Genomic DNA, 25,196 nt, shown 5'->3' with positions numbered 1-25,196 from the left:
CATGCAGACCCATCTCGCCGATTCCTTCCGTAACACCCCCGAGGGCGAGGTCGCCGAGCGCATTCTGCGCAGCTGCGTGCATTGCGGCTTCTGCCTTGCCACCTGTCCCACCTACCAGGTGCTCGGCAACGAACTCGATTCGCCGCGCGGCCGCATCTACCTGATGAAGCAGGTGCTCGAAGGTGCGACGCCGACGGCGAAGACCCAACTCCATCTCGACCGCTGCCTGACCTGCCGCAACTGCGAGACCACCTGCCCGTCGGGCGTGGAATACGGCAAGCTGCTCGACATCGGCCGCCACCTCGTCGAGGAGAAGGTCGGCCGCAGCCCCCTCGAAAACGCCACGCGCGCGGTGCTGAAGACCGGCCTCGGCACCTCCCTGCTGTTCAACAGCACGCTCAGGCTCGGGCAGAGCCTGAGCGGCCTGATGCCGGGTTTTCTGAAGGCGCGGATTCCGCCCGCCGAGCACGCCGGCATGTGGCCCGCACCGCGCCATCAACGCCGCATGCTGGTCTTGCAAGGCTGCGTGCAGCCCGGCCTCAAGCCCAACATCAACACCGCCGCCGCGCGCGTGCTCGACCGCATCGGCATCTCGCTCGTCGCCACGAACGAGGCCGGCTGCTGCGGCGCGCTGGCGCACCATCTCAACGACACCGACGCGGGTCTCGCTGCCGCACGGCGCAACATCGACGCCTGGATTCCGCACCTCGACACGGGCGTCGAAGCCATCGTGATGACCGCCTCCGGCTGCGGGGTGATGGTGAAGGACTACGGCTGGCTGCTGCGGCATGACGCCGCCTATGCGGAAAAGGCCGCGCGCGTCTCCGCCGCGACACAGGACATCTCGGAAATTCTCGGCGCCGAGCGCAACGCACTGAAGGATCTCGCCACGAAGCCGGCGTCGCAACGCATCGCCTACCATCCGCCGTGCACCCTGCAGCATGGGCAGAAGCTCACGGGCGGCGTCGAAGCGCTGCTCAGCGACGCCGGCTTCGAACTCACGCCGGTCGCGGAAAAGCACCTCTGCTGCGGCTCGGCCGGTACGTACTCGATCCTGCAGCCCGAGATCGCAGGCCAGCTGAAAACCCGCAAGCTCGGTAATCTGACGGCGGGGGAGCCCGAGCTAATCGTCACCGCCAACATCGGCTGCCTGACGCATCTGCAATCGGGAAGCCGCATCCCGGTAAAACACTGGGTGGAACTTCTGGACGAGGCGCAGGCCGCATCCTGAATACCCCTCAAGGAGACACGCCATGATTTTCAAGCAACTGTTCGAATCCGTTTCCAGCACCTATACCTATCTGCTCGGCTGCGAGGAAACCGGCCAGGCGCTGCTGATCGACCCGGTGCTGCCGACCTGGGAGCGCGACCTCGGTGAAATCGACAAGCTGGGGCTGAAGCTTGCCTACACGGTGGAGACGCACATCCACGCCGACCACATCACTTCGGCGAAGAAGCTGAAAGCGATTGCCGGCAGCCGCATCGCCGGCCCCGCGCTCGATGCACTGCCGTGCACCGACATCGGCATCGTAGACGGCACGCCGTTCAAGATGGGCTCGATCGAACTGACGCCGATCCACACGCCCGGCCATACCGACAACCACTTCGCCTTCGCCCACGCCGGCCGGCTCTACACCGGCGACGCGCTGCTGATCGAAGCCTGCGGACGCACCGACTTCCAGAGCGGCGATGCGGCCGCGCTGTACCACTCGGTGCGCGGCAAGCTGTTTGCCTACGACGACGACACCCTGGTCTATCCGGCGCACGACTACGAACAGCGCCGGATCAGCACCATCGGCCAGGAAAAGGCGCGCAATCCACGTCTCGGCGGCGACCGCACGCTGGAGGATTTCGTTGCGCTGATGAACGGACTGCAGCTTGCCTACCCCAAGTTCATCGACTACGCCGTTCCCGGCAACCGCGACTGCGGCACCTGCCCGCCCGGCGTGCCGGAGCATTTGCAACAGTATTGCGCGCAGATCGCCGAGAGCCGGCAAGGCTAGCCGGGCTGAAGATCGTCGGGCTGGTTGAAATTGGCGAACCCGGCAGGGTCGAAACGTACTGTCGTCGAAGCCAGTCCTGCCTGCCAGTGACGCACCGCGCGCTCGCCACGCGCGAGAAACGCGGCCAGATTCGCGCGCTGATCGGTGCGCACGATGAAGCAGGTGTGGTGCACGCGCGCGCCGTCTTCCGCCACCGCCAGCGGCACGCTTTCCAGCTGCGCCGCGCCCAGCAGGCGGATCACCAAATCGGCTGGCAGATGCGGCGTATCGCACGGCACCACCACCAGCCAGTCCGCCTCCACCGCCTGTAGCGCCGCCAGCACGCCCGCCAGCGGGCCGGGAAAGTCGGGCAGGGTATCGGCCAGCACGCGGTGGCCATAAGCCGCGTAACGCCCGGCATTGCGATTAGCGCTGATCATGAGCGCGTCGACCTGCGGGGCGAGCGTGGCGAGCGCCCATTCGACCAGCGGGCGTCCCCGGTATTCGATCAGCCCCTTGTCGGCTCCGCCCATGCGGCGGCCTTGCCCCCCCGCCAGAATGACGGCGGCCACGCGCGCCGTTCCCCGTCCTCTAGCGGCGGACATACAGATGAAAGCGGTCCGAACGGTCGCCGGGGCGCGCGCCTTCCCACTGCTTGACCCAGACGTCCGGGACATGCGGCTCGGCCTCGCGGCGCCGGGTTTCCACCAGCAGCCAGTCGCATCCGATATCGGCCGGGGCAAGCAGGCGTCCGCTGTGATAGGCAAGCAGCAGACGCTGCTGGCTGCGCACCTGATAGGTCTGGACGCAGGCGGTTTGCGGCACCCGCGCAGCCAGCGCTTCGCCCACGCCGACATAACTCAGGCGGCGGTCGAGCGGCATCAGAAACAAGGCCATCAACAGCGTCCAGATGAAGGTCATGCCGGCGGTCCATGCCAGCATGGGCCGCAGCGGCGAACGCTGAAGGCGCGCCAGAAAGACGATCCAGGCCAGGGTGACGGCAATGCCCAGCGCCAATGCCCATGGACGCAACTCGCCGACATGGGTCATCCCCAGCTTGCCGAGCCGCGTGGCCAGCCGCGCCGGGCTGCCGAGATCGTGCGCGCTCCAGTAGATCCAGAACAGCAGTCCGATAAAGCCGAACAGCATGACCGCAAACCACAGCAAGGCGTTGGCCGCGCCACGCCGCAGCGTGAACAGTCCGGCGGCACCCAGTAGCGCCAGCGGCAACAGCAGGATAAGACCTTGCTCCTCATCGGGATCGGCCGCCAGGGCGTACAGGCCGAGCAAGCCCGCCAGCGCCGCGACTGGCAGCACCATGCCCGGCGTACGCCATTGCCGCCGTTCCCGGTATACCGCCCACGCCGCCAGCGGCCATGCCGGCCAGGCGTACCAGCCGAGGATGCCGGGATAATAGCCCGGCCGCAGGCTGTCGCTGCCCAGCCAGCGCTGCAGATTGAATGCGCGCATCAATGGAATATGCTGCGTTGCCAGAAAGGCCAGCCAGGCTGCGCCGAACAGCAGCGCGCCGCCCACGCCCCAGGCCAGCGAACGGCGCGTCGCCGGACTGCGGTACTCCGTCAGCAACAGCGGCATCAATGCCGCCAGCAACAGAAACAGCAAGGCTTCCGCCGCGCCGCCGGCCAGCAGCATCAAGACCGCGCCGCCCCCCAATACCCAGCCGCTGCGGGCATTCTGCGGCAGGCTGGCAATGCCGTACAGCATCACGGCAGCGGCGGCAAACTGGGCGGTATAGGCGTTGAGCTCATGGCCGCGCACCAGCAGGCCCACGCAACCCAGCAAGATGAGCACCGCCGCCCAGCCTGTCTCGGCGCCGTAGAGCACGCGCGCCGTGCGTGCCACAAAAAACAGCGCCAGCGCGATGAACAGGCCCGAAGCCAGGCGCGCGCCATCGGCCAAATCCAGGACGGACGAAGTGAGCCAGGCGGTTGCGGCGGCAACCCAGTAATACAGGGGCGGCGTAGCCGGGGCGGCCTGGGGCGCAGTCCCGCTTTGCAGCAGCAGCCACAGCCGGACGAAATGATCGCCGTCGCCGCCTTTCCACGGCGCATGCCCCACCAGTCCCGGCACCAGCCAGGCCGCACACAGCAGCAACAGCCCGAGCTGAGGCGTGATCAGGCGCTTATTGAACAATTTTGAGGAGCTGTCCCGGTTGGGGCTCGCCGCCGGGGTAGAGATCGTTCAGCAGACGCAACTGGCTTTCGGCGTCGCTACCCAGTGGCGACTGCCGCGCCAGAGCAGCCATCGTGGTACCGGATTGCGCCGTCAGCAGGCGCAGCACATAGGGCCGCGCCGCCTGCCGCTCCGTCGCGCCAAGCGCGTGGAAGCTGTTGATCGCCGCGCGCAGGGCGCTGCGCTCGCGGTCGTACGTGGGCCGGTCCTTGGCCATGCCTGCGATCAGGTACTGCGTGCCGTTGAACACCACCGCCGCCACCACTACCGGTTTGCCCTGCTGCGCACCCGCCGCGAATGCGGCCGGGTGGCCGCCGAGATTGCCGCTGTCGTAACGCGCGCCGGCATCCAGCTTGAGTCCTTTCTGCAGCGTCTCCAGCGGTTTATCGTTTTTCGGCCCCTGCTGCAGCTCGATCATCGCATCGCCCTGGGGGCTCGTCGCCACCACCCGGTCGGGGCGATTACGTACCTGCCAGCCGGGCGGAAACTGTAGCGCCAGCCCGAGTTTTTCATGCAACAGGGCATTGTTGCGGATCACGCCCTGGCCGGGGCTGTCGCCAAAATACACGCCGGCCATTTTCTGCAGGAAATCGTTGCGGCCGTCGCGCGGATTGGCGACGCTGTACTTGTTTGCCTCGCCCACCACCTGCTGCAGGCGCGCATCGTTGCTTGGGTGGGTGTCGAAAGTGCCATGATAGGTGCGCGGCTGATGGCCGCCGCGCTTGGCCTGTTCGGCGGCAAACAGCTCCTGGTTTTTCAGCGCGCCGATGACCTCGATCATTGCCTGCGGGTTGTAGCCGCTCCTGGCCAGGTATTCGGCGCCGAGGCGGTCGGATTCCAGTTCGTGCTCGCGCCCGTAGCCGGCGGTCCAGGCCTGCGCCAGCGTTTGCAATAGCGATGCACCCGCCTGATTGTTCATCCCTGGCACCAGAATCGAGCCCAGCACCGCGCCCAGCCCTGCCGCGGTGGACGCGCTTTGCTGGCGTACCCCGTGGCGCGCGGTGACATGGCCGATTTCATGCCCCACCACCCCTGCCAGCTCGGCCTCGGAATTCAGATAGGCCATGATGCCGCGGGTGATGTAGACATAGCCGCCCGGTAGGGCGAAGGCGTTGACGTCAGGGCTGTCGACCACGGTGAAGTGCCATGACAGATCCGGTCGGTGGCTTTTTTTCGCCAGCCGCTGGCCGACCTCGTCGACGTAGGCCTGCAGCGCCGGATTGTCCAGTGCCGCGTATTCCTTCAGCACATCCTGGTGTGCCTGCGCACCCATCTGGACTTCCTGCTGCTCCGACATCAGCACGAAGTCCTTGCCGCCCGTCACCGGATTTTGCGCGCAGTGCGTCAGCGCCAGCGCGCCGAGAACGGTCATTGCGATACGGCGGAAAGCTCGGGGAGTCACGTTTGCCTCATCCTGATCGGGGAGTCTTCAATGATACCGTCGTGTCGCCGCCAGAACGCAAAAAGCGGCCGAAGCCGCTTTCAGTCGCATCCTGCACACCGTGCCAACCGGCTTACTTCATGCCATAGCGCTGGCGGAATTTCTCGACACGGCCGGCCGTGTCGACGATCTTCTGCTTGCCGGTGTAGAAAGGATGGCAGGCCGCGCAGACTTCCACGCGCAGGACTTCCTTACCCAGCGTGGAGCGGGTTTTGAACGTGCTGCCGCAGGAGCAGGTCACGGCGACTTCCTTGTAATCGGGGTGAATGCCGGATTTCATGGCAATTCCTTAACGGGTTGAATTCGGAGAACGCGGGATTGTAGCGGAACAGCGCATGATGCGCAAGCCGCATGGGTCAGCCGCGCCGCATCGAGTCGAAAAATTCGCTGTTGTTTTTGGTCGCGCGAATCTTGTCGAGCAGAAACTCCATCGCCTCCATGTCGTCCATCGGGTACAGCAGTTTGCGCAGCACCCACACCTTTTGCAGGATGTCTTGCGGCATCAGCAGCTCCTCGCGGCGGGTGCCGGAACGATTGACGTTGATGGCGGGATACTGGCGCTTCTCGGCCATCTTGCGGTCGAGGTGGATTTCCAGGTTGCCGGTGCCCTTGAACTCTTCGTAGATCACGTCGTCCATGCGGCTGCCGGTATCGACCAGAGTGGTGGCAAGGATGGTCAGGCTGCCGCCTTCCTCGATGTTGCGCGCGGCGCCGAAAAAGCGCTTCGGCTTCTGCAGCGCGTTGGCGTCGACGCCGCCGGTGAGGACCTTGCCGGAGGCCGGCTGCACCGTGTTGTAGGCACGCGCCAGACGCGTGATCGAGTCAAGCAGGATCACCACGTCCTTCTTGTGCTCGACCAGGCGCTTTGCCCGCTCGATCACCATCTCGGCCACCTGGACGTGGCGGCTGGCGGGTTCGTCGAAGGTCGAAGCGACGACTTCGCCGCGCACGGTGCGGCTCATTTCGGTGACTTCTTCCGGGCGTTCGTCGATCAGCAGCACGAACAGCACGACGTCGGGATGGTTGGAGGTGATGGCGTGGGCAATGTGCTGCAGCATCACCGTCTTGCCCGACTTGGGCGGCGCCACCAACAGGCCGCGCTGGCCCTTGCCGATCGGCGCCACGATGTCGATGACGCGGCTGGTGATGTTCTCCTCGGCCCTGATGTCGCGCTCCAGCTTGAGCGGCTTGTCCGGATGCAGCGGGGTGAGGTTCTCGAACAGGATCTTGTTCTTGCTCGCTTCGGGCGGCTCGCCGTTGATCTTGTCGAGCTTGGTCATCGCCGAATAGCGTTCGCCGTCCTTGGGGGTGCGGATCTCGCCTTCGATCTTGTCGCCGGTATGCAGGTTGAAGCGGCGGATCTGCGACGGCGACACGTAGATGTCGTCGGTGTTGGCGAGATACGAGGCCTCCGGCGAGCGCAGGAACCCGAACCCGTCCGGCAGTACTTCCAGCACGCCGTCGCCGTAGATGCTCTCGCCGCGCTTGGCCAGCGTTTTCAGGATGGTAAAGATCAGTTCCTGCTTGCGAAAGCGGTTGGCGTTGTCGATGCCGTTGGCGGCGGCGATTTCGAGAAGCTCGGTGATGGGTTTCTGCTTGAGTTCGGAAAGATGCATGGAAAGGGCCTGAGTGGGCTCGCTTGAAAGAGCCGGACGCGAAGGAGGGGAGAAGCCGGACGACACTGCGGTAAGGCGACGCGCGGATGCGCCGTCCGGTAGGACGTTTATTAGATGTTGCTGTCGACGAAAGCGGTGAGTTGCGACTTGGACAAGGCGCCGACCTTGGTCGCCTCGACATTGCCGTTCTTGAAGATCATCAGGGTGGGAATGCCGCGGATGCCGAACTTGGGCGGGGTGGCCTGGTTTTCATCGATATTGAGCTTGCACACCTTGAGCTTGCCGGAATATTCCTTGGCCACTTCGTCGAGGATCGGCGAGATCATCTTGCAGGGGCCGCACCAGTCTGCCCAGTAATCCACCAGCACGGGCACGCCCGCCTGCAGGACTTCCTGTTCGAAGGAATCGTCGGATATGTAATGAACATGCTCGCTCATCGGTGAGGCTCCTATGTTGAAGTACGCGGTTGGCCGAATGCGGCCTGGACGGTTTGGGAGGTGGTAATGCTGGAAAAATCGGTTTTGTGGCGATATGCTACATCAAAATTGCCGCCTGCAAGCATCCGGGCATTTCTCAAATCATCAGGGTAAATACGAATGACCTACGTTGTAGCCGACGCCTGTGTGAAGTGCAAATACACCGATTGTGTCGATGTCTGTCCGGTGGACTGCTTCCATGAAGGCCCCAATTTCCTCGTCATCGACCCCGAGGAGTGTATCGACTGCACCCTGTGCGTGGCCGAATGCCCGGTCGAGGCCATCTATGCCGAGGATGACGTGCCGGACGACCAGCGTGCCTACATCGCGCTCAATGCCGAACTTGCCAAGGAGTGGAAAGTCATCATCGAGCGCAAGGACCCGCTGCCCGACGCCGACGAGTGGGCCGGCGTCAAGGACAAGCGCCAGCATCTGGAACGTTGAGCCGAACAACCGCAGTTGACTGCGCCCCGCGCCGCCCGCCGGGCGGGCGCATCCAGCGACCGTCGTCAGATTAACCCCGGTGGACGTCGCAACGATACGTCTGGGCGGCCCGTCCATGGCGCACGCCGCCGCCTGCACCCTGCTCGACCGCTACTCCGACCGCCTGCCCGACCTCTCCGGACCGACGGTGCTCGTCCCCAACCACCGTGCCGGACAGGATTTCGCCCGCGCGCTGGCGCAGGCTGCCGGCCTGCCCGCCCTGATCCCGCCGCGCATCACCCCGCTGAAAACCTGGGCCGAAAGTACCCTGCAGGGCACAAGTACCCTGCAGGGCACAAGCATGGCTGGCGGCCGCGCCGAACCGCATGCGCGGAGGCTGGCGCGGCTGCACGGCGTGCTGCGCACTATCGACTGGCTGGGTGCGGTCGACCGATGGGCGCTCACCAGCGAGTTGCTGCAGCTGGCCGACGAACTTTCCGCCGCCCGGCTGGGCGCCACCATCGGATCGCGCATCCGCGCGCTACATGCCGCTGCGTCCGACCGCGAAACCGCGCTGATCGAGGCAGTATGGCAAGCGCTCAACAACGACGGCAGCGACCCGCAGGCGCACTATGCGCGCGCGCTCGACCAGCTGCTTGAGCAATGCCGGTCCGCGCCGCAGCCCATTTATGGCTACGCGCTGGGAACGCTGACCGCCATCGAACGGCAATTTCTCGGCCGCTGTGCCGAACATGCGCCCGTCACGCTGTTCGAACCCGCCGTCGAGGCCGCCGACGGCGTGGCATTCACCCTGCATCAGGCCTGGCAGAAAACCGCGCCGCCGCTGCGCGAACGCGCCGCCATGCTGGCGGCCGTTCACCCCCGCTCTCCCCTGCACCCGCGCCTGACGCTGTGTCCGGCGCCGCACCTGGAAGCCGAGGCGCGCGCCGTCGCCGCCTGGGTGACCACCCAATTGCACGCCGGAAAACGCGCTATCGCGCTGATCGCGCTCGACCGCGAAACCGCGCGCCGGGTGCGTGCGCTGCTCGAACGCACAGACGTGCTGGTCGCCGACGAAACCGGCTGGACGCTGTCGACCACCGCCGCTGCCGCCGTGATCGATCGCTGGCTGGAATGCGTCGCGCACGACTTCCCGCATATCGAATTGCTCGACCTGCTGAAGTCGCCTTTCCTGCTGGACGAGTTCGCAGCGCGGCAGGACCAGGTGCTGCAGCTCGAACTCGCGCTGCGGCGGCAGGGGGTGGCGCAAGGCATGGCCGATGTCCAGCGGCTGGCGCATGCGCAATTCGGCGCGCTGCCGCCCTGGCTTGCCGCATTGTTCAACGCCCGGCAAGGCTTCCCCCAAAGCCGCGCGCCCCTGGCAGTCTGGCTCACCCGCCTCGTCGACAGCCTCGACAAACTGGACGCCACCGCGCCGCTCCAGATGGACGCCGCCGGCGCCAGCCTACTCGCTACACTCGACGCCCTGCGCCGCGATCTGGCCGACGACGGCGAAAAATACCGCTTCGCCGAATGGCGGCGCTGGCTCAATCTGGCGCTGGAGTCGGCCAGCTTCATCGATGTCCGCATCGCCAGCCCCATCGTGCTGACCTCGCTGCCCGCTGCGCGTGGGCGCTTGTTCGACGCGGTCGCGGTGATTGGCGCCGACGCCCGCCGCCTGCCCGCACGTCCCGCACCCGGCCTGTTCAGCCAGGCCACCCGCGCGCAACTCGGCCTGCCCACCGCCGCCATCGAGGCCGAAGCCGCCACCTCCGACCTGATTCCGCTATTGACCCAGGGGCCTGCACTGCTGAGCTGGCAGGCATGGAACGACGACGAACCCAACCCCGCCTCGCAACTGGTCTTGCGGCTGCAGGCTTTGCATCTGGCCGCATGGGGCGGCGCCCTGCCCGAACAGGCCAGCGGCGAACCGCCCGCCCGCCCCAGCCCGTTGCCCGGCGCCAGCGCGCAGCCCGCGCCGACAGTTGCCGCCACGCAGTTGCCCCGCCGTTATTCACCCACGGCGTATCAAACCCTGCTCGACTGCCCCTACCGGTTTTTCGTCAAAAACGTGCTCGGCATCCGGGAACTCGACGAGGCCGACGAAGCGCTCGACAAGAGCGATTACGGCAATGCGCTGCACCGCATCCTCAAGCGCTTCCACGACAGCGATCCGCCACTCGAACGCGACGCCGCGCTGATCCGGCTGAACGAACTCTCCGCCAGCGAATTCGCCGCGCTGCCTGCCTGGACGGCCGCCGCCTGGCGCGCCCGCTGGGATGTCCTGCAGCCTGCATACATCGACGCCTGGCTGGCGCACGCAGCACAAGGCTGGCGCTACCAGTCGGGCGAAACCGATTTCGCAGCAACCCGGACGGTGGCGGGCCTCGGCGAAATCACCCTGCATGGCCGCACCGACCGCGTCGATACCAAGGGCGATGCACGCTACGTCATCGACTACAAGACCGGCGCCGCGCAAGGCCTGAAGAAGAAACTCAAGGATCCCGCCGAAGCCGTCCAGCTGCCCTTCTACGCCTGGCTTGCCGACGCCGCCGCCGCCTACCTGCCGATCAACGAAGCCCCTATCGCCCCGCTCGAACTCGACGGCGAAACCGACGTTGACGCCATCAGCCGTCGCCTGCCCGAACTGCTCGAAGCCATCGCCGCAGGCGCGGCGCTGCCCGCATCGGGAATCGACAGCGTCTGCCAGTACTGCGAGGCGCGGGGGTTGTGCAGGAAAGGGATGTGGGGCGAGTCAGATGAAGTCACTAGAGATTAGCCGCTACTCTGCAAAGTAGAGGGCAAAACCGCCGAACGGCTGATCTGAAAAGCTGATTACCCCTTGAAGATATTCTGACGGTGATAAGCCAGAAATTGGCGATGGGGTCTCAATTCAACTCGCCCAGGCAGCAATAATTTCATATTCGCGTTAAATAGGCGCACTGCCGTATCGGGAAGTCGATCTTTCGCGAGTAGCAAACTGAAATCATCATCAATCGAAATCAAGCCGCGATCAAACATCCAATGAACCATACCGGATAGCGCGATTTCATTTCGCACGCTATCTGGCCCCCGCTACCCGAAAGCTCATCCGTAGAACGGCGCGGCTGATAATAGATAATCCAATCACCAACTGCTTTCTTAATCTGATTGAGATACGCTTGGGGGAAGCGATATCTATTCTCCGGCAGGTCATCGTAGACCGGCGAAACCTTGGTTGTCAGCACAGCTTTTGTCATCGTGTCGTGAGCTTGGTCGAAATATTTTTAGATGAGAAGTGCTGGTCCGCTTAACGAGTATCGCCTTCTCCCCGAAAACTGCGGTTAGGTGGTATTCAAGATAATGCTTTCGGGCCGCACATGACTATATCTCTCGATCCCGCCATCGCCCTCTCCCCCGCCCGCTCGGTAGTGGTCGAAGCCTGCGCCGGCAGCGGCAAGACCTGGCTCTTGGTGTCGCGCATGATTCGCCTGTTGCTGTCGGGGGCGGCGCCTTCGGAGTTGCTGGCGATCACCTTCACGCGCAAGGCGGCGCAGGAGATGACGGACCGGCTGCACGAATGGCTGCGGGTGCTGGCGCTGGAGGATGACACGACGGTGCGCGCATTCCTGCGTGCGCGCGAAGTGCCGGAAGACGAGATCGAGGTGTTGCTGCCGCGCGCGCGCGGCCTGCTGGAAGCGGTGCTGACGGCGCAGCCGGGGCCGACGGTGACGACTTTCCATGGCTGGTTTCTCGATCTGCTGAAACGTGCGCCGCTGGAAGCCGGGCTGCCGTGGGGGGCGCCACTGCTGGAGCGCGAGAAGCAGGTGCAGAACGAGGTACGCGACCGCCTGCTTTCACAGTGGGCAGCGGAAGAGTCGCCGCAGGGCGCTGCGCTGCTGGCCTTGCTGGACGCGATCGGCGAGCACAACCTGCACGCCCTGCTTTCACATTTCCTGCAGGCGCGGGCGGAGTGGTGGGCCTATACCGACGGCCAGCCCGATGCGGTGGGCTATGCGCTGGAACAGTTGCGACCGGCGCTGTACCCCGATCTGGAGACCGATCCGGTGGCGGCTTTCTGGGCCGACGAACTAAAGGTGGCACGGGTAAAGCGGGTGGGCCATGTGCTGGAAAAAGGTTCGAAGACCGAGTCCGAGCGCGCGCGGGATATTCTCGCCACGCTGACGCTGGCGCCGGAAGCCGCGCATGGCGTGTTGATGACGCGCCTGATGACGGCGGGTCAGCGGCGCAAGAAACAAGCAACCAGGGAGCTGGAAAAAGCGCTCGGCGCCGAACTCGACGCCTATCTGCGCGACCTCGACGCGCTGGAAAGCGCGCTCGAAACCATCGTCGCGATCCAGACCGACATCTGCATCTGGAACCTCAACCGCCACGGCCTGCGGCTCGGGCATGCGCTGCTCGCCGGCTATCAGGACGCCAAGGCGCAGCAGGGGGTGATCGACTTCGCCGATGCCGAATGGCTGGCCTGCCGGTTGCTCGCCAGCGAGGCGCACGCGCCGGCCCTGGCACTGAAGCTGGATGCGCGCTACCGCCACCTGCTGCTCGACGAATTCCAGGACACCAATCCGCTGCAATGGCAGGCACTTTCCACCTGGCTGACCGAGGCACGCGCGGCGGACAGCGCAATGACCGTATTCATGGTGGGCGATCCGAAACAGGCGATTTACCGCTTCCGCCGCGGCGAAGCGCGGGTGTTCAGCGCGGCGGCGGATTTTTTGCACACGCATTTCGATGCGCCGCATTTCAGCGCCACCATGACGCGGCGGCTGTCGCCTGCGGTAGTGCAGGCGATCAATCCGGTATTCGCGGACATGGATGGCTTTGCCGCGCACCGCCACGCCCCGGAAAACGACCATCGCCCGGGCGCGCTGCGCTGCCTGCCGGTGCAGGTGGAAAAAACGGCATCCGCTGCTGTCGACGGATTGCCCCACGAGGCGACTCCGGTCCACTACACCGCCTCCGGCCACGTGGGGAATCGTATGCGCAACCCCCTCACCACGCCGCAACCGGAGGCCGACGACCGCGCGGTGCACGTCGAGGCGCAGGCCTTTGCCCGCGTATTGCGCGACGAGGTGCTGGGGCAGTGGGGCGTGACGGACGGGCGGGCTGGAAACAGCCGCCCGGCGCGCCCCGGCGATGTGATGGCGCTGGTGCGCAAGCGCACCCACCTGCATCTGTACGAGCGCGCGCTGGAAGCGGCTGGCATCCCTTTCATCACCTCGCGCCGCGGCGGCCTGCTGCATGCGCTGGAAGCGCAGGACGTGATCGCGCTGCTCGAAGCACTGCTGCTGCCGCACGCCGATCTGAAGCTGGCGCACACACTGAAAAGCCCGATCTTCGGCTGCAGCGACGCCGATTTGCCGGGGGTGTTCGGTCCTGACGGGCCGTGCGGCTGGGAACGCCTGACCGCGCTGGCCGGGCAACCGGACTGTCCGCCGGCCCTCGCGCGCGCGGCACGGCTTTTGACCGGCTGGCGCGCCCGCGTCGGCACGCTGCCGGTGCACGACCTGCTCGACCGCATTTATTTCGAAGCCGATGTCGAGGCACGCTACGCCGCCGCCGTGCCGCCCGCACAGCGTCCGCAGGTTGCCGCCAACCTGCGCGCCTTCATGCAACTGGCCTTGACGCAGGGTGCCGGCCGCTACCCGACGCTGGCCGGTTTCATCCGCGAACTGGCCTCGCTCGTCGACGACGCCGACGCCGCACCCGGCGAAGGGCTGGCCGCCGACGGCGAAAACGCGGTGCGGCTGCTGACCATCCACGGCGCCAAGGGGCTGGAGGCGCCGATCGTCTGGCTGCTCGGCGGCAGCGACCACGCGCGCGGCGACAGCCATGGCGTGCTGGCGCCGTGGCCGCCCGAAGCCGCGCGGCCCGAGCATTTTTCGCTGTTCGGCAAACAGGACGAGCGGGGGGCCTGGCGGGAACGCTGGTTTGCCGAGGAGGCGGCGCTGGCGCAGCGCGAGTCCGACAACCTGCTGTATGTGGCGCTCACCCGTGCCGAGCAGGGGCTGATCGTCAGCGGTGCTGCCGGCAAAAACGTCTGGCTGCAGCGGGTCGAGGCGGCCTGGCAGAACCTGGCCCTGCCCGCCGACCTGCCACCGGCCGCCGCTGCCGACGCACCCCGCGTGACAGCGGTGACACCGCGCATCGTCGCCCTCGCCGTGGGGCAGCGGCTTGCCCCTGTGCCCGCCAGCCCGGCAGCGGCCAGTGGCGAGCTGTTCCATGCCTGCCTCGAACACCATGCGCCGCCGGGAGCGCCGCGCGACCTGCCCGCGCTGGCGATGCAGCTGGGGGTGGCGGCCGGGCTTGCCAGGATCGAGGCGGATGCCCGCGCCCTGCTGGCGCAGCCGCACCTGGCGCGCTTCTTCGATCCCGCGCTGTACCGGCGCGCGCACAACGAGCTGGCGCTGCTGGATGCCGACGGCCGGATGCAGCGGCTCGACCGCGTGGTGGAATTCGACGATGCGGTATGGCTGATCGACTACAAAACCGGCGACGACAGCCGCAAGCTGCCGGACACGCAACTGGCCGAACGCCATCGGCCCCAGCTGGCGGGCTATCGTGCCCTGCTGGCGGCGCTGTATCCGGGCCGGCCGCTACATGCTGCCGTGCTGCTGGCCGACGGCCGGCTGATTCAAATGGAGGCCTGAACATGTCCGACAAACCCTTTGCCGAATCCTGCGTGCAGAACCGCGACCCGATCCTGACGGTGCTGCGCGAGGTGTTTGCCGACTGCAGCCAGGTGCTGGAAATCGGCAGCGGCACCGGCCAGCACGCGGTGTATTTCGGCGCCGAACTGCCGCATCTGCGCTGGCAGACCGCCGACGTGCCGCCGCATCATCCCGGCATCCGGCAATGGCTCGATGAGGCGGCGCTGCCCAACGTGCTGCCGCCGATCACGCTCGACGTCAGCCAGGCCGGCTGGCGCAGCGGGCGCTACGATGCGGTGTTTTCGGCCAATACCCTGCACATCATGAGTTGGCCCGAGGTGGAATACTTCTTCGAAGGCGTAGGCGAGGTGCTCGAACCGGACGGTGTGCTGGCGGTGTATGGCCCGTTCAACTACGGCGGCGCTTTCACCTCGGAGAGCAATGCCCGTTTCGACGCCTGGCTGAAAGCGCGTGACCCCGCCTCTGGCGTGCGCGACTTCGAAGCGCTGGATGCGCTGGCGCTCGCACAGGGGCTGATCCTGCATCAGGACATCGCCATGCCGGCGAACAATCGCATCCTGGTGTGGCGACGCACAGGCTGAATCCGGCTTTGTCTTGCGGATGGCTTTGCTATAACAAAAACATTGCAGGCAGGGGAAAGCTCATGCGCATCGCCGAATTGATTCAACGCTGGGGCAAGGAGGGGCATGCGCGTGCGGACGTGCGTGCCTATGCCGTCCATTTGCCGTTACGCGACGCGGCGCGGGTGGAAGCCCTGCACGTCATGTACCCTGGGCGCAGCGACTCCCAGTTGATGGCCGACCTGATCCGTGCCGCCCTCGACGAGCTGGAGGTGGCCATGCCCTACATTCCCGGCAGCCGCATCATCGCCGAAGACGACTATGGCGACCCGATCTACGAAGACCTCGGTCCCACGCCGCAGTTTTATTCGCTGTCGCATGAAATCCTGCGCAAGCTCGCTGCCTCGCCACTCGACAAATAGCCGTCGAATTAATTTACATTGCGTGGCCGGCCGGATGAGATAGACATCCCACCATATTGTTTTTGTTGGCCTTTATTTATCTGGCACAGCACTTGCTGAATGTCCCTGCACAACGACTCAAACTGCGGACATCATGTATCTTGGCCCGGCTTTCCTTTTCGCGGCGTTTGCCAGCCTGTTTTATGTTCCCGGCTTTCTAGACCTGCCGCTCGGCATGCTCACGCCGCGCCAACTCGTCTCGCAACTGCTGTTTTCCGTGTTTGCGCTGATTGCGCTGGCGGCACTGGCGCGTTCGATCGAGCTCGACCCGGTATGGCCGTGGCGGCCCGGATTTCGCCGTGTCATGAACTGGCTGCTGGGGCGTACGCAGTAAATCCGCACCCGCCATTTGCCGCTCGTGCGGCATAAAATGGCGGCTTTCCGTTCCAGTCTGCCGCCATGCCCGTCAACCTCACCGCCCCCGATCCTGCCTCCCTGTTGCCGGTTGCCGGCATGCGCCTCGGCATTGCGTCCGCCGGCATCAAGAAACCCGGGCGCCGTGACATCACGCTGATCGAGTTGGCGCCCGGCTCCCGGGTGGCCGGGGTGTTCACGCAAAACCGCTTCTGCGCCGCGCCGGTCGCCGTCTGCAAACAGCATCTCGCTGCCGGCGCCATCCGCGCGCTGGTGATCAACACCGGCAACGCCAACGCCGGGACCGGCGATGAAGGGCTCGCGCGCGCGCGCCTGACTTGCGAGGCAGTGGCACGGTTGATGGGGTGCGCGGCCAAAAATGTGCTGCCGTTTTCCACCGGAGTGATCCTGGAACCGCTGCCAGTCGACAAGATCCTGACTGCACTGCCCGCCGCCCAGGCCGACCTCGCGCCGGACCACTGGAGCGAGGCCGCGCACGCGATCATGACCACCGACATCGTCGCCAAGGGCGTCTCGCGTCAGGTACAGGTCGGCGGCAGCACGGTTACGATCACCGGCATCGCCAAGGGCTCCGGCATGATCCACCCCAACATGGCGACCATGCTCGGCTACGTGGCGACCGACGCGGCGATCGCGCCTGGCCTGATGCCGCAGCTGGTGAAGGAGGTGGCCGACGTGTCGTTCAACTGCGTTACCGTCGACGGCGACACCTCGACCAACGACAGCTTCATCCTGATCGCCACCGGCCAGGCCGGCAATGCCGAAATCGCCGACCCGGCTGGCGCCGACTACGCCGCGCTGAAAGCCGCCTTGAGCGAGGTGGCCATCGGCTTGGCGCAGGCGATGGCGCGCGACGGCGAGGGCGCAACCAAGTTCATCACTGTGGCGGTCGAAGGCGGCCGCGACCGTGCCGAGTGCAAGCAGATCGCCTACGCCATCGCGCGTTCGCCGCTGGTCAAGACCGCCTTTTTCGCCAGCGACCCCAATCTCGGGCGCATCCTTGCCGCCATCGGCTATGCGGGCGTAACCGACCTCGACGTCAACGCCTTGCAGGTTTACCTGGGTGACGTGCTGGTGGCGGAGCGGGGCGGCCGCGCGGCAAGCTATACCGAAGCGCAGGGCGCAGCCGTGATGAAGGAAGCCGACATCATCGTGCGCGTGGTGCTGAACCGTGGCCATGCGAACGCCACAGTGTGGACCTGCGATTTTTCGTACGACTACGTGAAGATCAACGCGGAATACCGTACCTGATGCCATGAGCATCCGGCTCAGCGCCGAACAGGCCGCCTTTCTGCAGGGTCCACTGTCGATCAATGTCGGTGCGGTCGGGCGCGACGGCTGGCCCTGCGTATGCCGGGCGCAGGGCGCACTGGTGGCGCGCGACCGGCGCGCGCTGACGGTGCTGCTCGCGGCCGGGCGCGGACGCGAGGTGCTGGACGCACTGGACGCCGGCAGCGGCATCGCGGCGGTGTTCAGCCATCCGGCAACGCATGCGACGCTGCAGCTCAAGGCCTCATGTGCAACACGCGTGGCGCCGAACTCGGCGCACCATGCCTGCCATGCGCGCTACGCGGCCGCATTCGGCAGCGAACTCGGCGCACTGGGCTACGGCGACGAACTGGTGCGCGGCCTGGCTGCATTGATGGCGGCTGGCGATCTGGCGGCGCTGCGCTTCGCCCCGGAAATCGTCTTCGACCAGACCCCCGGCCCGGCTGCCGGCCACGTGCTGGCGGTGGCATGAAGCCCGCGCTGGAGTCGCTGCGCGCCTGCCTCGACGGCGCGATTCCCGCCGTGATCGCCACCTGCGCACCGGACGGCACCCCCAACGTGGCCTACGCCTCGCAGGTACATTACGTCGACACCGAACACGTGGCGCTGTCGTACCAGTTTTTCAGCAAGACGCGTGAGAACGTTCTCGCGCACCCTTACGCGCAGGTGCAGGTGGTCGAGCCGGGCAGCTTTCGCCACTACCGTCTGCGCGTGCAGTACTTGCGCACCGAGACCGGCGGACCACTTTTCCAGTACATGAAGGCGCAGCTTGCCGGCATCGCCACGCAAAGCGGCATGGGCAAGGTGTTCGTGCTGCGCGGCGCGGATATCTACCGGGTGCTCGACATCGAGGCGGTCGATCCCCGCCTGCCGCCCGCGCCGCCACCGCCCGATGCGCTACTGCGCCTGCGCCGCACCCTCGACCATCTGGGCGCGTGCGACGAACTTGCACAACTGGCCGACCGTGCGCTCGCCGCGCTCACGCCCGGCTTCGGCATCCGCCACGCACTCCTGATGATGCTGGACGAGACCGGCTCGTCGCTCTACACCCTGGCAAGCCAGGGTTACGGCCATTCCGGAATCGGCGCCGAGGTGGCGCTGGGCAAGGGCATCATCGGCATGGCGGCGCATGAGCGGATTCTCGTTCGCATCAATCACCGCACCGGCGATTACGCCTACCATGCGGTGCTGCGCACGGCCGCGACGAACGAGCCGCGCATCCCGTTGCCGGTGCTGGCCGAACCGCACAGCCAGATCGCGGTGCCACTCATGCACGCCGACCGCCTGCTGGGCGTGCTCTACGCCGAAAGCGAACACGATGCCTTTTTCAGCCACGCTGACGAGGACGCGCTGGCGATCTATGGCCGCCACCTCGCCGCGCTGGTCGCGCAGCTGGCGGCCCTGCCGGACGATGCCGAGCCCCTGCCGGCCACGGCCACGCCAGCCCCCACCGGCGCGTTGCTCGCAGTGCGCTACTTTCCCGATGACCACAGCGTGTTCATCGACAATGACTACCTCATTAAGGGCGTCGCCGGCAGCATTCTGTGGACGCTGCTCAACGAACACGCACAAAGCGGCCGCCGCGATTTCTGCAACCGCGAACTGCGCCGCGACCGGCGCCTGCCGCTGCCCGACGGCGGCGACAACCTGGAAACCCGGCTGATCCTGCTGCAACGCCGACTCGCCGAACGCTGCCCGGCCATCGCGCTGGAAAAGACCGGGCGCGGCCGCTTTCGCCTGGTGCTGGACCACCCTCTGGCCTTGCACGCGATGAGCTAGCGCTGGCTGGCCATCGGCGGCAGGTTCTTCGGCGTGAAGTCAAAATACGGCGTCGCCACCTTGCCGCCGGGCGGCACGTAGGCGGGCGCGGGCGAACCCTTCACGCCGAGGCTGCGCACGTAGCGGTAGATCGCCTTGAGGTCGGCATCGCTCATGGCGCGCAGCGACGGCGACGGCATCGGCGGCCGCATCGGCTGGCGTGCACGCGCCAGCCAGGCCTGCTCGTCCACTTGCTGGAACAGCAGGCGCAGATTGGCGGCATAAGTCGTGCCCCACGGCCCCTGCCAGCCCATCGCGTCGCCAGTCAACCATTCGGCCTCGGGCACCTGGCCGTTTTTCTGCATGTAGCCGGCGGTATGGCAATCGTTGCAGCCCGAGGTCTGGATCAGATAGCGGCCGTGGCGGATGTCGGCGTCGCCGGCGGGCGGCTGCGCCCCTGCCAGCCCGGCCCAGCCGGCAAGCAGCGCGCCTGCGATTTTCAAAGTTGTCTTCATGGCAATGCTCTCCTGTTTCGTTGCGGGACGCACGATGCGCCGAGCGACCGGCAGCTTAGGCGGATTGCCAGGCGCCCGTTGATAAGTCTTTGCTAGCGAAAACCTAAATTTTTCCTAAGCGGCTAGAATCCCCGCATGACCGATTTCGCCGCCCTCCTGCCCCGCATCGAACGCCTGCTCGACCGCCTCGACACCCCAGCCGCCGCACCGGGGCTGGACTGGAAAAACGTGCGCGCCGCGCGCTGGTCGGCGCAGGCTGGCGGCCTGAAGCCGATCCTGCACCCGCAGCGGGCGGCATTGAAAGACCTGCTGGCGATCGACGAGCAGAAGCAGCGGGTGGACGCCAACACGCGCCAGTTCGTCGTCGGCAGGCCCGCCAACAACGTGCTGCTGACCGGCGCGCGTGGCTGCGGCAAGTCCTCGCTGGTGAAGGCGGTGCACGCCAAATACGCGGCGAAGGGGCTGCGCCTGATCGAGGTCGACAAGGCCGGGCTGCCGAGCCTGCCGGACCTGTTCGAGCTGCTGGCGGATGCCGACTATCGCTTCATCGTCTTCATCGACGACCTGACTTTCGCCGAGCACGAAGCCGGCTACGCCAGCCTGAAGGCCGCGCTCGACGGCTCGCTGGCGGGGCCGAGCGACAACGTGCTGATCTACGCCACCAGCAACCGCCGCCACCTGATGCCGGAATACATGGCGGAAAACCTGGAAACCCGGCACCTCGGCGGCGAGGTGCATCCGGGCGAGGCGACCGAGGAAAAGGTTTCGCTGTCCGATCGTTTCGGGTTGTGGGTGGCGTTCCATGGCATGGACCAGGATACCTATCTGGCTATTGCCCGACACTGGGCCGAGCGCCTTGGCGCAACGCCGGACGAAGCGTTCGGGCGCGCCGCGCTGCAGTGGTCGCTCGGACGCGGCGCACGCAACGGCCGGGTGGCGTGGCAGTTCGCACGCGACTGGGCGGGAAAGCAATGAGTCAGCCGCCCATCACGGAAGTCGTCGCGGCGGTGCTGACCCAGCCCGACGGCCGCGTGCTGCGGGAGGGTCGCGGCGCAGCAGCGGGGCACCCACCGGCGTACCCCTCGCGGGTGCTGCTGGCGCAGCGGCCGCCGGGCAAGGTCTATGCGGGCTACTGGGAATTTCCCGGCGGCAAGGTGGAGCCGGGCGAAACGCTGGAGGCCGCGCTCGCCCGCGAACTGCACGAGGAACTCGGCATCGCGATCGAGCGCGCCTGCCGCTGGATCACCCGGGTGTTCGAGTATCCGCATGCCACGGTACGGCTGAATTTTTTCCGCGTGTTCGAATGGCAGGGCGCACCGCATCCGCACGAAGGGCAGGTTTTTTCCTGGCAGTTGCCCGACGCGGTCGAGGTGACGCCGCTGCTGCCCGCCAATTTTCCGATCCTGAAGGCGCTGTCGCTACCGCCGCTGCTGGGGATTTCACACGCCGAATCGCTCGGCGTCGACACCTTCCTGGCGCGGCTGGATGTCGCCCTGCATAATGGCCTGCGGCTGATCCAACTGCGCGACAAGACGCTGCCGCAAGACACGCGCCTGCAACTCGCGCAGGCGACCGTGCGCCGCGCCCATCTGCATGGCGCGCGCGTGCTGGTCAACGGCAGCCCGGAACTGGCGCGTGCAGCTGGCGCCGACGGTGTGCATCTGGATTCGGCCGCTGCCGCCGCATTGACCACGCGCCCTGATTGCGCATGGGTTGGCGTGTCATGCCACGACGACGCCGAGCTGGCGCATGCCGCCGCGATCGGGGCCGATTTTGCGCTGCTGTCGCCGGTGCTACCCACGCTCACCCATCCGGGCGCGGCCACGCTCGGCTGGGGCCGGTTTGCCGAGCTGGCCGCCGCCAGTCCGATCCCGGTGTACGGGCTGGGCGGGCTGGAGCGCCACGACGTGGCGCTGGCACAGTCGCACGGCGCGCACGGTGTGGCGCTGCTGCGGGGCGCCTGGACATGAAGCGGGCGCTGATACTGGTTGTCGTGCTGGCGGCTATCGCAGCGGCCGGCTATTGGCTGAAGCGGCCGGCCGCAGCGGTGGTGGTGAGCTGCACCGACCCGCTCGCCGGCTGCACGTTCGACCACCGCGGCACACCCGCACAGCTGCGTTTTTCGTCGCAGCCGGTGCCGCTGGAGACTTTCGAACTGAGCGTCCGCGCGCCGGGTGTCGGCCGGATCAGCGCGGAACTGCAGATGAGCGACATGGACATGGGCTTTAACCGCTATGCTCTGCGCCCAGTCCCGGGCGGTGCGTTTGGCGCGAAAGTGACCTTGCCTGCGTGCGTCAGCGGACGGCACGACTGGGTGCTGTATCTCGACATCGACGGGACGCGTTACGCGCTGCCCTTCAGCACCCGGTGAAACCTGCCGTACATGCAATGGTCACAATGCAGGGCCTATGCGGGACCTATAATTAGAAGCGAATGACTGGAGGGTCTACACGATGCTAACTGAACACACCTACAAGCAGTTTGACACCGAGCTGGAAGCCGTGCGTGCCAATGTGCTGAAGATGGGCGGCCTGGTCGAAGAACAGATCATCAACGCGATCGAAGCACTCGTCAATGGCGACCTGAAACTGGCCAGCCAGGTGGAGGCCAATGACCACACCGTCAATGCGCTGGAAGTCGCCATCGACGAGGACTGCACCCATATCATCGCGCGCCGCCAGCCTACAGCGTCCGACCTGCGCATGGTGATGATGGTGGTGAAGACTATCACCGACCTCGAACGCATCGGCGACGAAGCCGCCAAGATCGCACGCATGTCCCGGCTGATCCACCAGTCCGAGCGCATCAGCCTGCCGCGCTTCAGCGAGGTCAAGTACATGGCCGACCTGGTGCTCGACATGCTGCGCAAGGCGCTCGACGGCTTTGCCCGCCTGGACGCTACCCTGGCGGTGGAAATCGCGCGCCAGGATCAGTCGGTGGACGAGGAGTTCCGCCTCAACCTGCGCCACCTCATCACCTTCATGATGGAAGACCCGCGCACCATTTCGGTTTTCATCGACATCCTGTTCGTCACCAAGGCGATCGAGCGGATGGGCGACCATGCCAAGAACATGTCGGAGTACGTGGTCTACATGGTCAAGGGCAAGGACGTGCGCCACACCTCGCTGGAGGAGATCGAGAAGGAAGTGCTGTAGTTTTCAGTCGCCCCCATGCAAACGGGCTCCCGCGGGAGCCCGTTTGCATGGGGGCGTGCGGTGCCTACCTGGCAGGCGGCACGTAGCCTGCGGCAGCGTCGACATTGCCGCCGCCGAAGAAGTAGCGCTCCATCTGTTCCGTCAAATAGCCGCGTGCCTGCGGGTCGGCCAGATTGAGGCGGTTTTCGTTGATCAGCATGGTCTGGTGGCGCTGCCAGCCCGCCCAGGCCTCTTTCGACACGTTCTCGAAAATCTTCTTGCCCAGATCGCCCGGCACCGGCTGGAAGGCCAGGCCCTCGGCTTCGCGCCCAAGCTTCACACAATTCACCATCCGTGTCATTTGCTGCTCCTGAAAAAGTTGATCGCCGGATTCTAACTCAAGCCGGAAACTCCCGTCGGGCACACTCGCGGACACGCAGCGGTTTCAGTCTTGCAGCTGCTTCTCGATTCGCCGTGCAAATACGCCCATCTCCTTGGCTGCCTGCTTGTCGCCGCGCGCCTCCGCCACCGCGATGCCCTGCCGATACGCAGCCAGCGCATCGCTCCAGGCTTCGCTGTCGGTAAGCGCCTTGCCCAGCAGTTTCCAGGCGGCGGAATACTGCGGGTCGTGTTCGACCGCGCGCCGCAGGTGTTCGGCGGCACGAGCGGCGTCGCCCTGCTTGAGGTATTCGTTGCCCAGCGAAAACCGCAGCAGGGCATTGTCGCGCCCTTGCGTCAGCATGGCTTCGAAATTGTCGATGGCAGACATCACTTCCTCCAGAACGCCGGGGTCAACACCACCAAAAGGGTGAACAATTCCAGCCGCCCGAGCAGCATGGCAAAGCAGCACACCCAGATCTGGAAATCGTTCAGCGCGGCGAAGTTGCTGGCGGGGCCAACCTGGCCCAGGCCCGGGCCGGTGTTGTTGATCATGGCAACGACGGCGGTCAGGGCGGAGAAGATGTCGAGTCCGGATGCGGACAGCAGAAACGTGAAGACGACGATGCAGGCAATATAGACGAAGAAGAACGCCAGCACGGCATAGATGATCTTGTTGGGCACCGCATGGGTGCCGATCTTGGTGTGGATTTCGGCGTTGGGATGCACCAGCTTGACCAGTTCGCGGTAAAGCTGCTTCCAGAGCAGCATGGCGCGCATCATTTTGATGCCGCCGCCGGTAGAACTGGAACTGGCGCAGAAACTCGACAGAAACAGCATCCACAGGGGCGCGAAATACGGCCAGGCGTTGTAATCGGTGTTGGAAAATCCGAGCGTGGTGGCCACCGAAATGGTGTTGAACGAAACGTAGCGCAGGGCTTCCGGCAGTTCAGGATAAACGCCCTTGAGCCACAGGTAGCCGGTGACGCCGGCAATGCTGGCGCCCAATATCGCAAAGTACCAGCGAATTTCCGCATCGTGGCGGTAGGCCAGCAGGCTGCGGGTGCGCAAAGCCATGAAGTGGGTGGAAAAGCTGATGCCTGCGATCAGCGCGAACACCATGATAATGATTTCGAGCAGCACGGAATCGAAATACCCTAGGCTGGCGTCGTGCGACGACATGCCGCCCAGCCCCATCACGCTGAAGCCATGCACCACCGCGTCGATCCAGCTCATGCCGCCCGTCCATAACGCACCCATACACATCAGCGTGACCAGAACGTAGACCTGCCACAGCCCCTTGGCGGTTTCGGCCATGCGCGGCGTGAGCTTGCTGTCCTTCATCGGTGTCGGCGTTTCCGCCTTGAACATCTGCCGTCCGCCGACCCCCAGCATCGGCAGTACGGCCACGACCAGCACGATCACGCCCATGCCGCCCAGCCAGTGCATTTCGGTACGCCAGATATTGATCGAAGGCGGCAGCATGTCCAGCCCCGTGAGCACGGTGGCGCCCGTCGCGGTCAACCCCGAGACGGCTTCGAAATAGGCATCGGTGAAGCTGAGTTCCGGCATGTAGGCCAGCAGCGGGATCGTCGAAAACACCGGCAGCACGGTCCAGATCATCGCCACCAGCAGGAAGCCGTCGCGTGTTTGCAGTTCGCGTTTGCCGCGACGCGACAGTAGCCAGAGCCCCGCCCCGGAGAGGAATGCTGCCAGAATGGCCTGCTTGTATGCGAACTGCGCGCCATCGGCCAGCGCAGTGGAAACGCCCAGCGGCAGCAGAAAGGCAAATGCAAACAGCATCAGCACTTTCGACAGGATGTGGACGACAGGCAGTATCTGTGACATTGAACGTTCCGCCAAACCGGAATCGGCATGCGCGCGATGTTACCAGCGCATCCCCTCAGACACGCCGGAACGCCGCCGCATGGCCGCGTGATGGGG

General features: G+C 65.7%; 26 protein-coding genes. 15 read left to right on the top strand and 11 right to left on the bottom strand.

Features of this window, described 5'->3' with window-relative positions; translation table 11 throughout:
* The first annotated feature begins 1 nt into the window (after position 1).
* Both glcF and B059_RS0102560 read left to right on the top strand, forming a co-directional pair.
* Complete coding sequence (gene glcF, locus B059_RS0102565) at positions 2-1,231, top strand: glycolate oxidase subunit GlcF (protein WP_018076676.1); 1,230 nt, start codon at positions 2-4, stop codon at positions 1,229-1,231.
* A gap of 22 nt (positions 1,232-1,253) precedes the next feature.
* Positions 1,254-2,003, top strand: coding sequence for an MBL fold metallo-hydrolase (locus B059_RS0102560; protein ID WP_018076675.1), 750 nt, complete (start codon positions 1,254-1,256; stop codon positions 2,001-2,003).
* Here B059_RS0102560 and mobA read toward each other — a convergent pair.
* The 6 genes from mobA to trxA all read right to left on the bottom strand — a co-directional run bounded on the left by mobA (position 2,000) and on the right by trxA (position 7,669).
* Positions 2,000-2,554, bottom strand: coding sequence for a molybdenum cofactor guanylyltransferase MobA (gene mobA, locus B059_RS0102555; RefSeq protein WP_245538715.1), 555 nt, complete (start codon positions 2,552-2,554; stop codon positions 2,000-2,002). The genes B059_RS0102560 and mobA overlap by 4 nt on opposite strands.
* 19 nt (positions 2,555-2,573) lie before the next feature.
* A complete protein-coding gene (locus B059_RS0102550) occupies positions 2,574-4,136 on the bottom strand; it encodes an ArnT family glycosyltransferase (protein WP_018076673.1) in 1,563 nt (520 codons plus the stop codon).
* On the bottom strand, positions 4,126-5,547 hold the full coding sequence (locus B059_RS0102545) for a M48 family metalloprotease (RefSeq protein ID WP_026177258.1): 1,422 nt from the start codon (positions 5,545-5,547) through the stop codon (positions 4,126-4,128). Before B059_RS0102545 ends, B059_RS0102550 begins: the two co-directional genes overlap by 11 nt.
* A gap of 142 nt (positions 5,548-5,689) precedes the next feature.
* Positions 5,690-5,896: a 50S ribosomal protein L31 gene (rpmE, locus tag B059_RS0102540; protein ID WP_018076672.1), complete on the bottom strand. Its 207-nt coding sequence runs from the start codon at positions 5,894-5,896 to the stop codon at positions 5,690-5,692.
* 76 nt (positions 5,897-5,972) lie between these two features.
* Positions 5,973-7,232: a transcription termination factor Rho gene (rho, locus tag B059_RS0102535; protein ID WP_018076671.1), complete on the bottom strand. Its 1,260-nt coding sequence runs from the start codon at positions 7,230-7,232 to the stop codon at positions 5,973-5,975.
* 110 nt (positions 7,233-7,342) lie between these two features.
* Positions 7,343-7,669 carry a thioredoxin TrxA gene (gene trxA, locus B059_RS0102530; RefSeq protein WP_018076670.1) on the bottom strand — a complete coding sequence of 109 codons (327 nt, stop codon included), beginning with the start codon at positions 7,667-7,669 and terminating at the stop codon, positions 7,343-7,345.
* 159 nt (positions 7,670-7,828) lie between these two features.
* Between trxA and fdxA the strand changes: the two genes are divergently transcribed.
* Positions 7,829-8,152, top strand: a complete 324-nt coding sequence (gene fdxA / locus B059_RS0102525; RefSeq protein WP_018076669.1) for a ferredoxin FdxA — start codon at positions 7,829-7,831, stop codon at positions 8,150-8,152.
* 115 nt (positions 8,153-8,267) lie between these two features.
* Positions 8,268-10,910: a PD-(D/E)XK nuclease family protein gene (locus B059_RS0102520; RefSeq protein ID WP_018076668.1), complete on the top strand. Its 2,643-nt coding sequence runs from the start codon at positions 8,268-8,270 to the stop codon at positions 10,908-10,910.
* A gap of 56 nt (positions 10,911-10,966) precedes the next feature.
* Here the strand turns inward: B059_RS0102520 and B059_RS21755 are convergent, their stop codons facing one another.
* Positions 10,967-11,191: a hypothetical protein gene (locus tag B059_RS21755; protein ID WP_211206874.1), complete on the bottom strand. Its 225-nt coding sequence runs from the start codon at positions 11,189-11,191 to the stop codon at positions 10,967-10,969.
* Positions 11,192-11,490: 299 nt separating this feature from the next.
* Between B059_RS21755 and B059_RS0102515 the strand changes: the two genes are divergently transcribed.
* The 7 genes from B059_RS0102515 to B059_RS0102485 all read left to right on the top strand — a co-directional run bounded on the left by B059_RS0102515 (position 11,491) and on the right by B059_RS0102485 (position 19,246).
* On the top strand, positions 11,491-14,781 hold the full coding sequence (locus B059_RS0102515) for a UvrD-helicase domain-containing protein (RefSeq protein WP_026177257.1): 3,291 nt from the start codon (positions 11,491-11,493) through the stop codon (positions 14,779-14,781).
* 2 nt (positions 14,782-14,783) lie between these two features.
* Entirely contained in the window at positions 14,784-15,383 is a 600-nt protein-coding gene (locus B059_RS0102510) for a DUF938 domain-containing protein (RefSeq protein WP_018076666.1), read from the top strand.
* A gap of 62 nt (positions 15,384-15,445) precedes the next feature.
* Entirely contained in the window at positions 15,446-15,784 is a 339-nt protein-coding gene (locus tag B059_RS0102505; RefSeq protein ID WP_018076665.1) for a hypothetical protein, read from the top strand.
* Positions 15,785-15,917: 133 nt separating this feature from the next.
* Positions 15,918-16,157: a hypothetical protein gene (locus tag B059_RS0102500; RefSeq protein WP_018076664.1), complete on the top strand. Its 240-nt coding sequence runs from the start codon at positions 15,918-15,920 to the stop codon at positions 16,155-16,157.
* 65 nt (positions 16,158-16,222) lie between these two features.
* Positions 16,223-17,449, top strand: a complete 1,227-nt coding sequence (argJ, locus tag B059_RS0102495) for a bifunctional glutamate N-acetyltransferase/amino-acid acetyltransferase ArgJ (protein ID WP_018076663.1) — start codon at positions 16,223-16,225, stop codon at positions 17,447-17,449.
* A gap of 4 nt (positions 17,450-17,453) precedes the next feature.
* Positions 17,454-17,939, top strand: a complete 486-nt coding sequence (locus tag B059_RS0102490; protein ID WP_018076662.1) for a hypothetical protein — start codon at positions 17,454-17,456, stop codon at positions 17,937-17,939.
* Positions 17,936-19,246 carry a GAF domain-containing protein gene (locus B059_RS0102485; RefSeq protein ID WP_018076661.1) on the top strand — a complete coding sequence of 437 codons (1,311 nt, stop codon included), beginning with the start codon at positions 17,936-17,938 and terminating at the stop codon, positions 19,244-19,246. The genes B059_RS0102490 and B059_RS0102485 overlap by 4 nt, the downstream gene beginning before the upstream one ends.
* Here the strand turns inward: B059_RS0102485 and B059_RS18515 are convergent.
* Positions 19,243-19,740 carry a c-type cytochrome gene (locus B059_RS18515; RefSeq protein ID WP_018076660.1) on the bottom strand — a complete coding sequence of 166 codons (498 nt, stop codon included), beginning with the start codon at positions 19,738-19,740 and terminating at the stop codon, positions 19,243-19,245. The genes B059_RS0102485 and B059_RS18515 overlap by 4 nt on opposite strands.
* 135 nt (positions 19,741-19,875) lie before the next feature.
* Here B059_RS18515 and B059_RS0102475 point away from each other — a divergent pair, with 135 nt between their 5' ends.
* The 4 genes from B059_RS0102475 to phoU all read left to right on the top strand — a co-directional run bounded on the left by B059_RS0102475 (position 19,876) and on the right by phoU (position 22,895).
* Positions 19,876-20,715 (top strand): ATP-binding protein, encoded by an 840-nt coding sequence (locus B059_RS0102475; protein WP_018076659.1) that lies wholly within the window; start codon positions 19,876-19,878, stop codon positions 20,713-20,715.
* Positions 20,712-21,710, top strand: a complete 999-nt coding sequence (locus tag B059_RS0102470) for a Nudix family hydrolase (RefSeq protein ID WP_018076658.1) — start codon at positions 20,712-20,714, stop codon at positions 21,708-21,710. The genes B059_RS0102475 and B059_RS0102470 overlap by 4 nt, the downstream gene beginning before the upstream one ends.
* Complete coding sequence (locus B059_RS0102465; RefSeq protein ID WP_018076657.1) at positions 21,707-22,111, top strand: hypothetical protein; 405 nt, start codon at positions 21,707-21,709, stop codon at positions 22,109-22,111. The genes B059_RS0102470 and B059_RS0102465 overlap by 4 nt, the downstream gene beginning before the upstream one ends.
* An 82-nt stretch (positions 22,112-22,193) precedes the next feature.
* On the top strand, positions 22,194-22,895 hold the full coding sequence (gene phoU, locus B059_RS0102460) for a phosphate signaling complex protein PhoU (RefSeq protein ID WP_018076656.1): 702 nt from the start codon (positions 22,194-22,196) through the stop codon (positions 22,893-22,895).
* 64 nt (positions 22,896-22,959) lie between these two features.
* Here phoU and B059_RS0102455 read toward each other — a convergent pair whose 3' ends face one another.
* The 3 genes from B059_RS0102455 to B059_RS0102445 all read right to left on the bottom strand — a co-directional run bounded on the left by B059_RS0102455 (position 22,960) and on the right by B059_RS0102445 (position 25,100).
* On the bottom strand, positions 22,960-23,235 hold the full coding sequence (locus B059_RS0102455; RefSeq protein WP_018076655.1) for an oxidative damage protection protein: 276 nt from the start codon (positions 23,233-23,235) through the stop codon (positions 22,960-22,962).
* Positions 23,236-23,319: 84 nt separating this feature from the next.
* Complete coding sequence (locus tag B059_RS0102450) at positions 23,320-23,643, bottom strand: tetratricopeptide repeat protein (protein ID WP_018076654.1); 324 nt, start codon at positions 23,641-23,643, stop codon at positions 23,320-23,322.
* Positions 23,643-25,100: a TrkH family potassium uptake protein gene (locus B059_RS0102445; protein ID WP_018076653.1), complete on the bottom strand. Its 1,458-nt coding sequence runs from the start codon at positions 25,098-25,100 to the stop codon at positions 23,643-23,645. The genes B059_RS0102450 and B059_RS0102445 overlap by 1 nt, the downstream gene beginning before the upstream one ends.
* Positions 25,101-25,196 lie beyond the last annotated feature (96 nt).

Origin of the sequence: Thiobacillus denitrificans DSM 12475 (assembly GCF_000376425.1) — a bacterium.
GTDB lineage: Bacteria > Pseudomonadota > Gammaproteobacteria > Burkholderiales > Thiobacillaceae > Thiobacillus > Thiobacillus denitrificans.
This window is presented reverse-complemented; position numbering and strand designations above follow the sequence as displayed.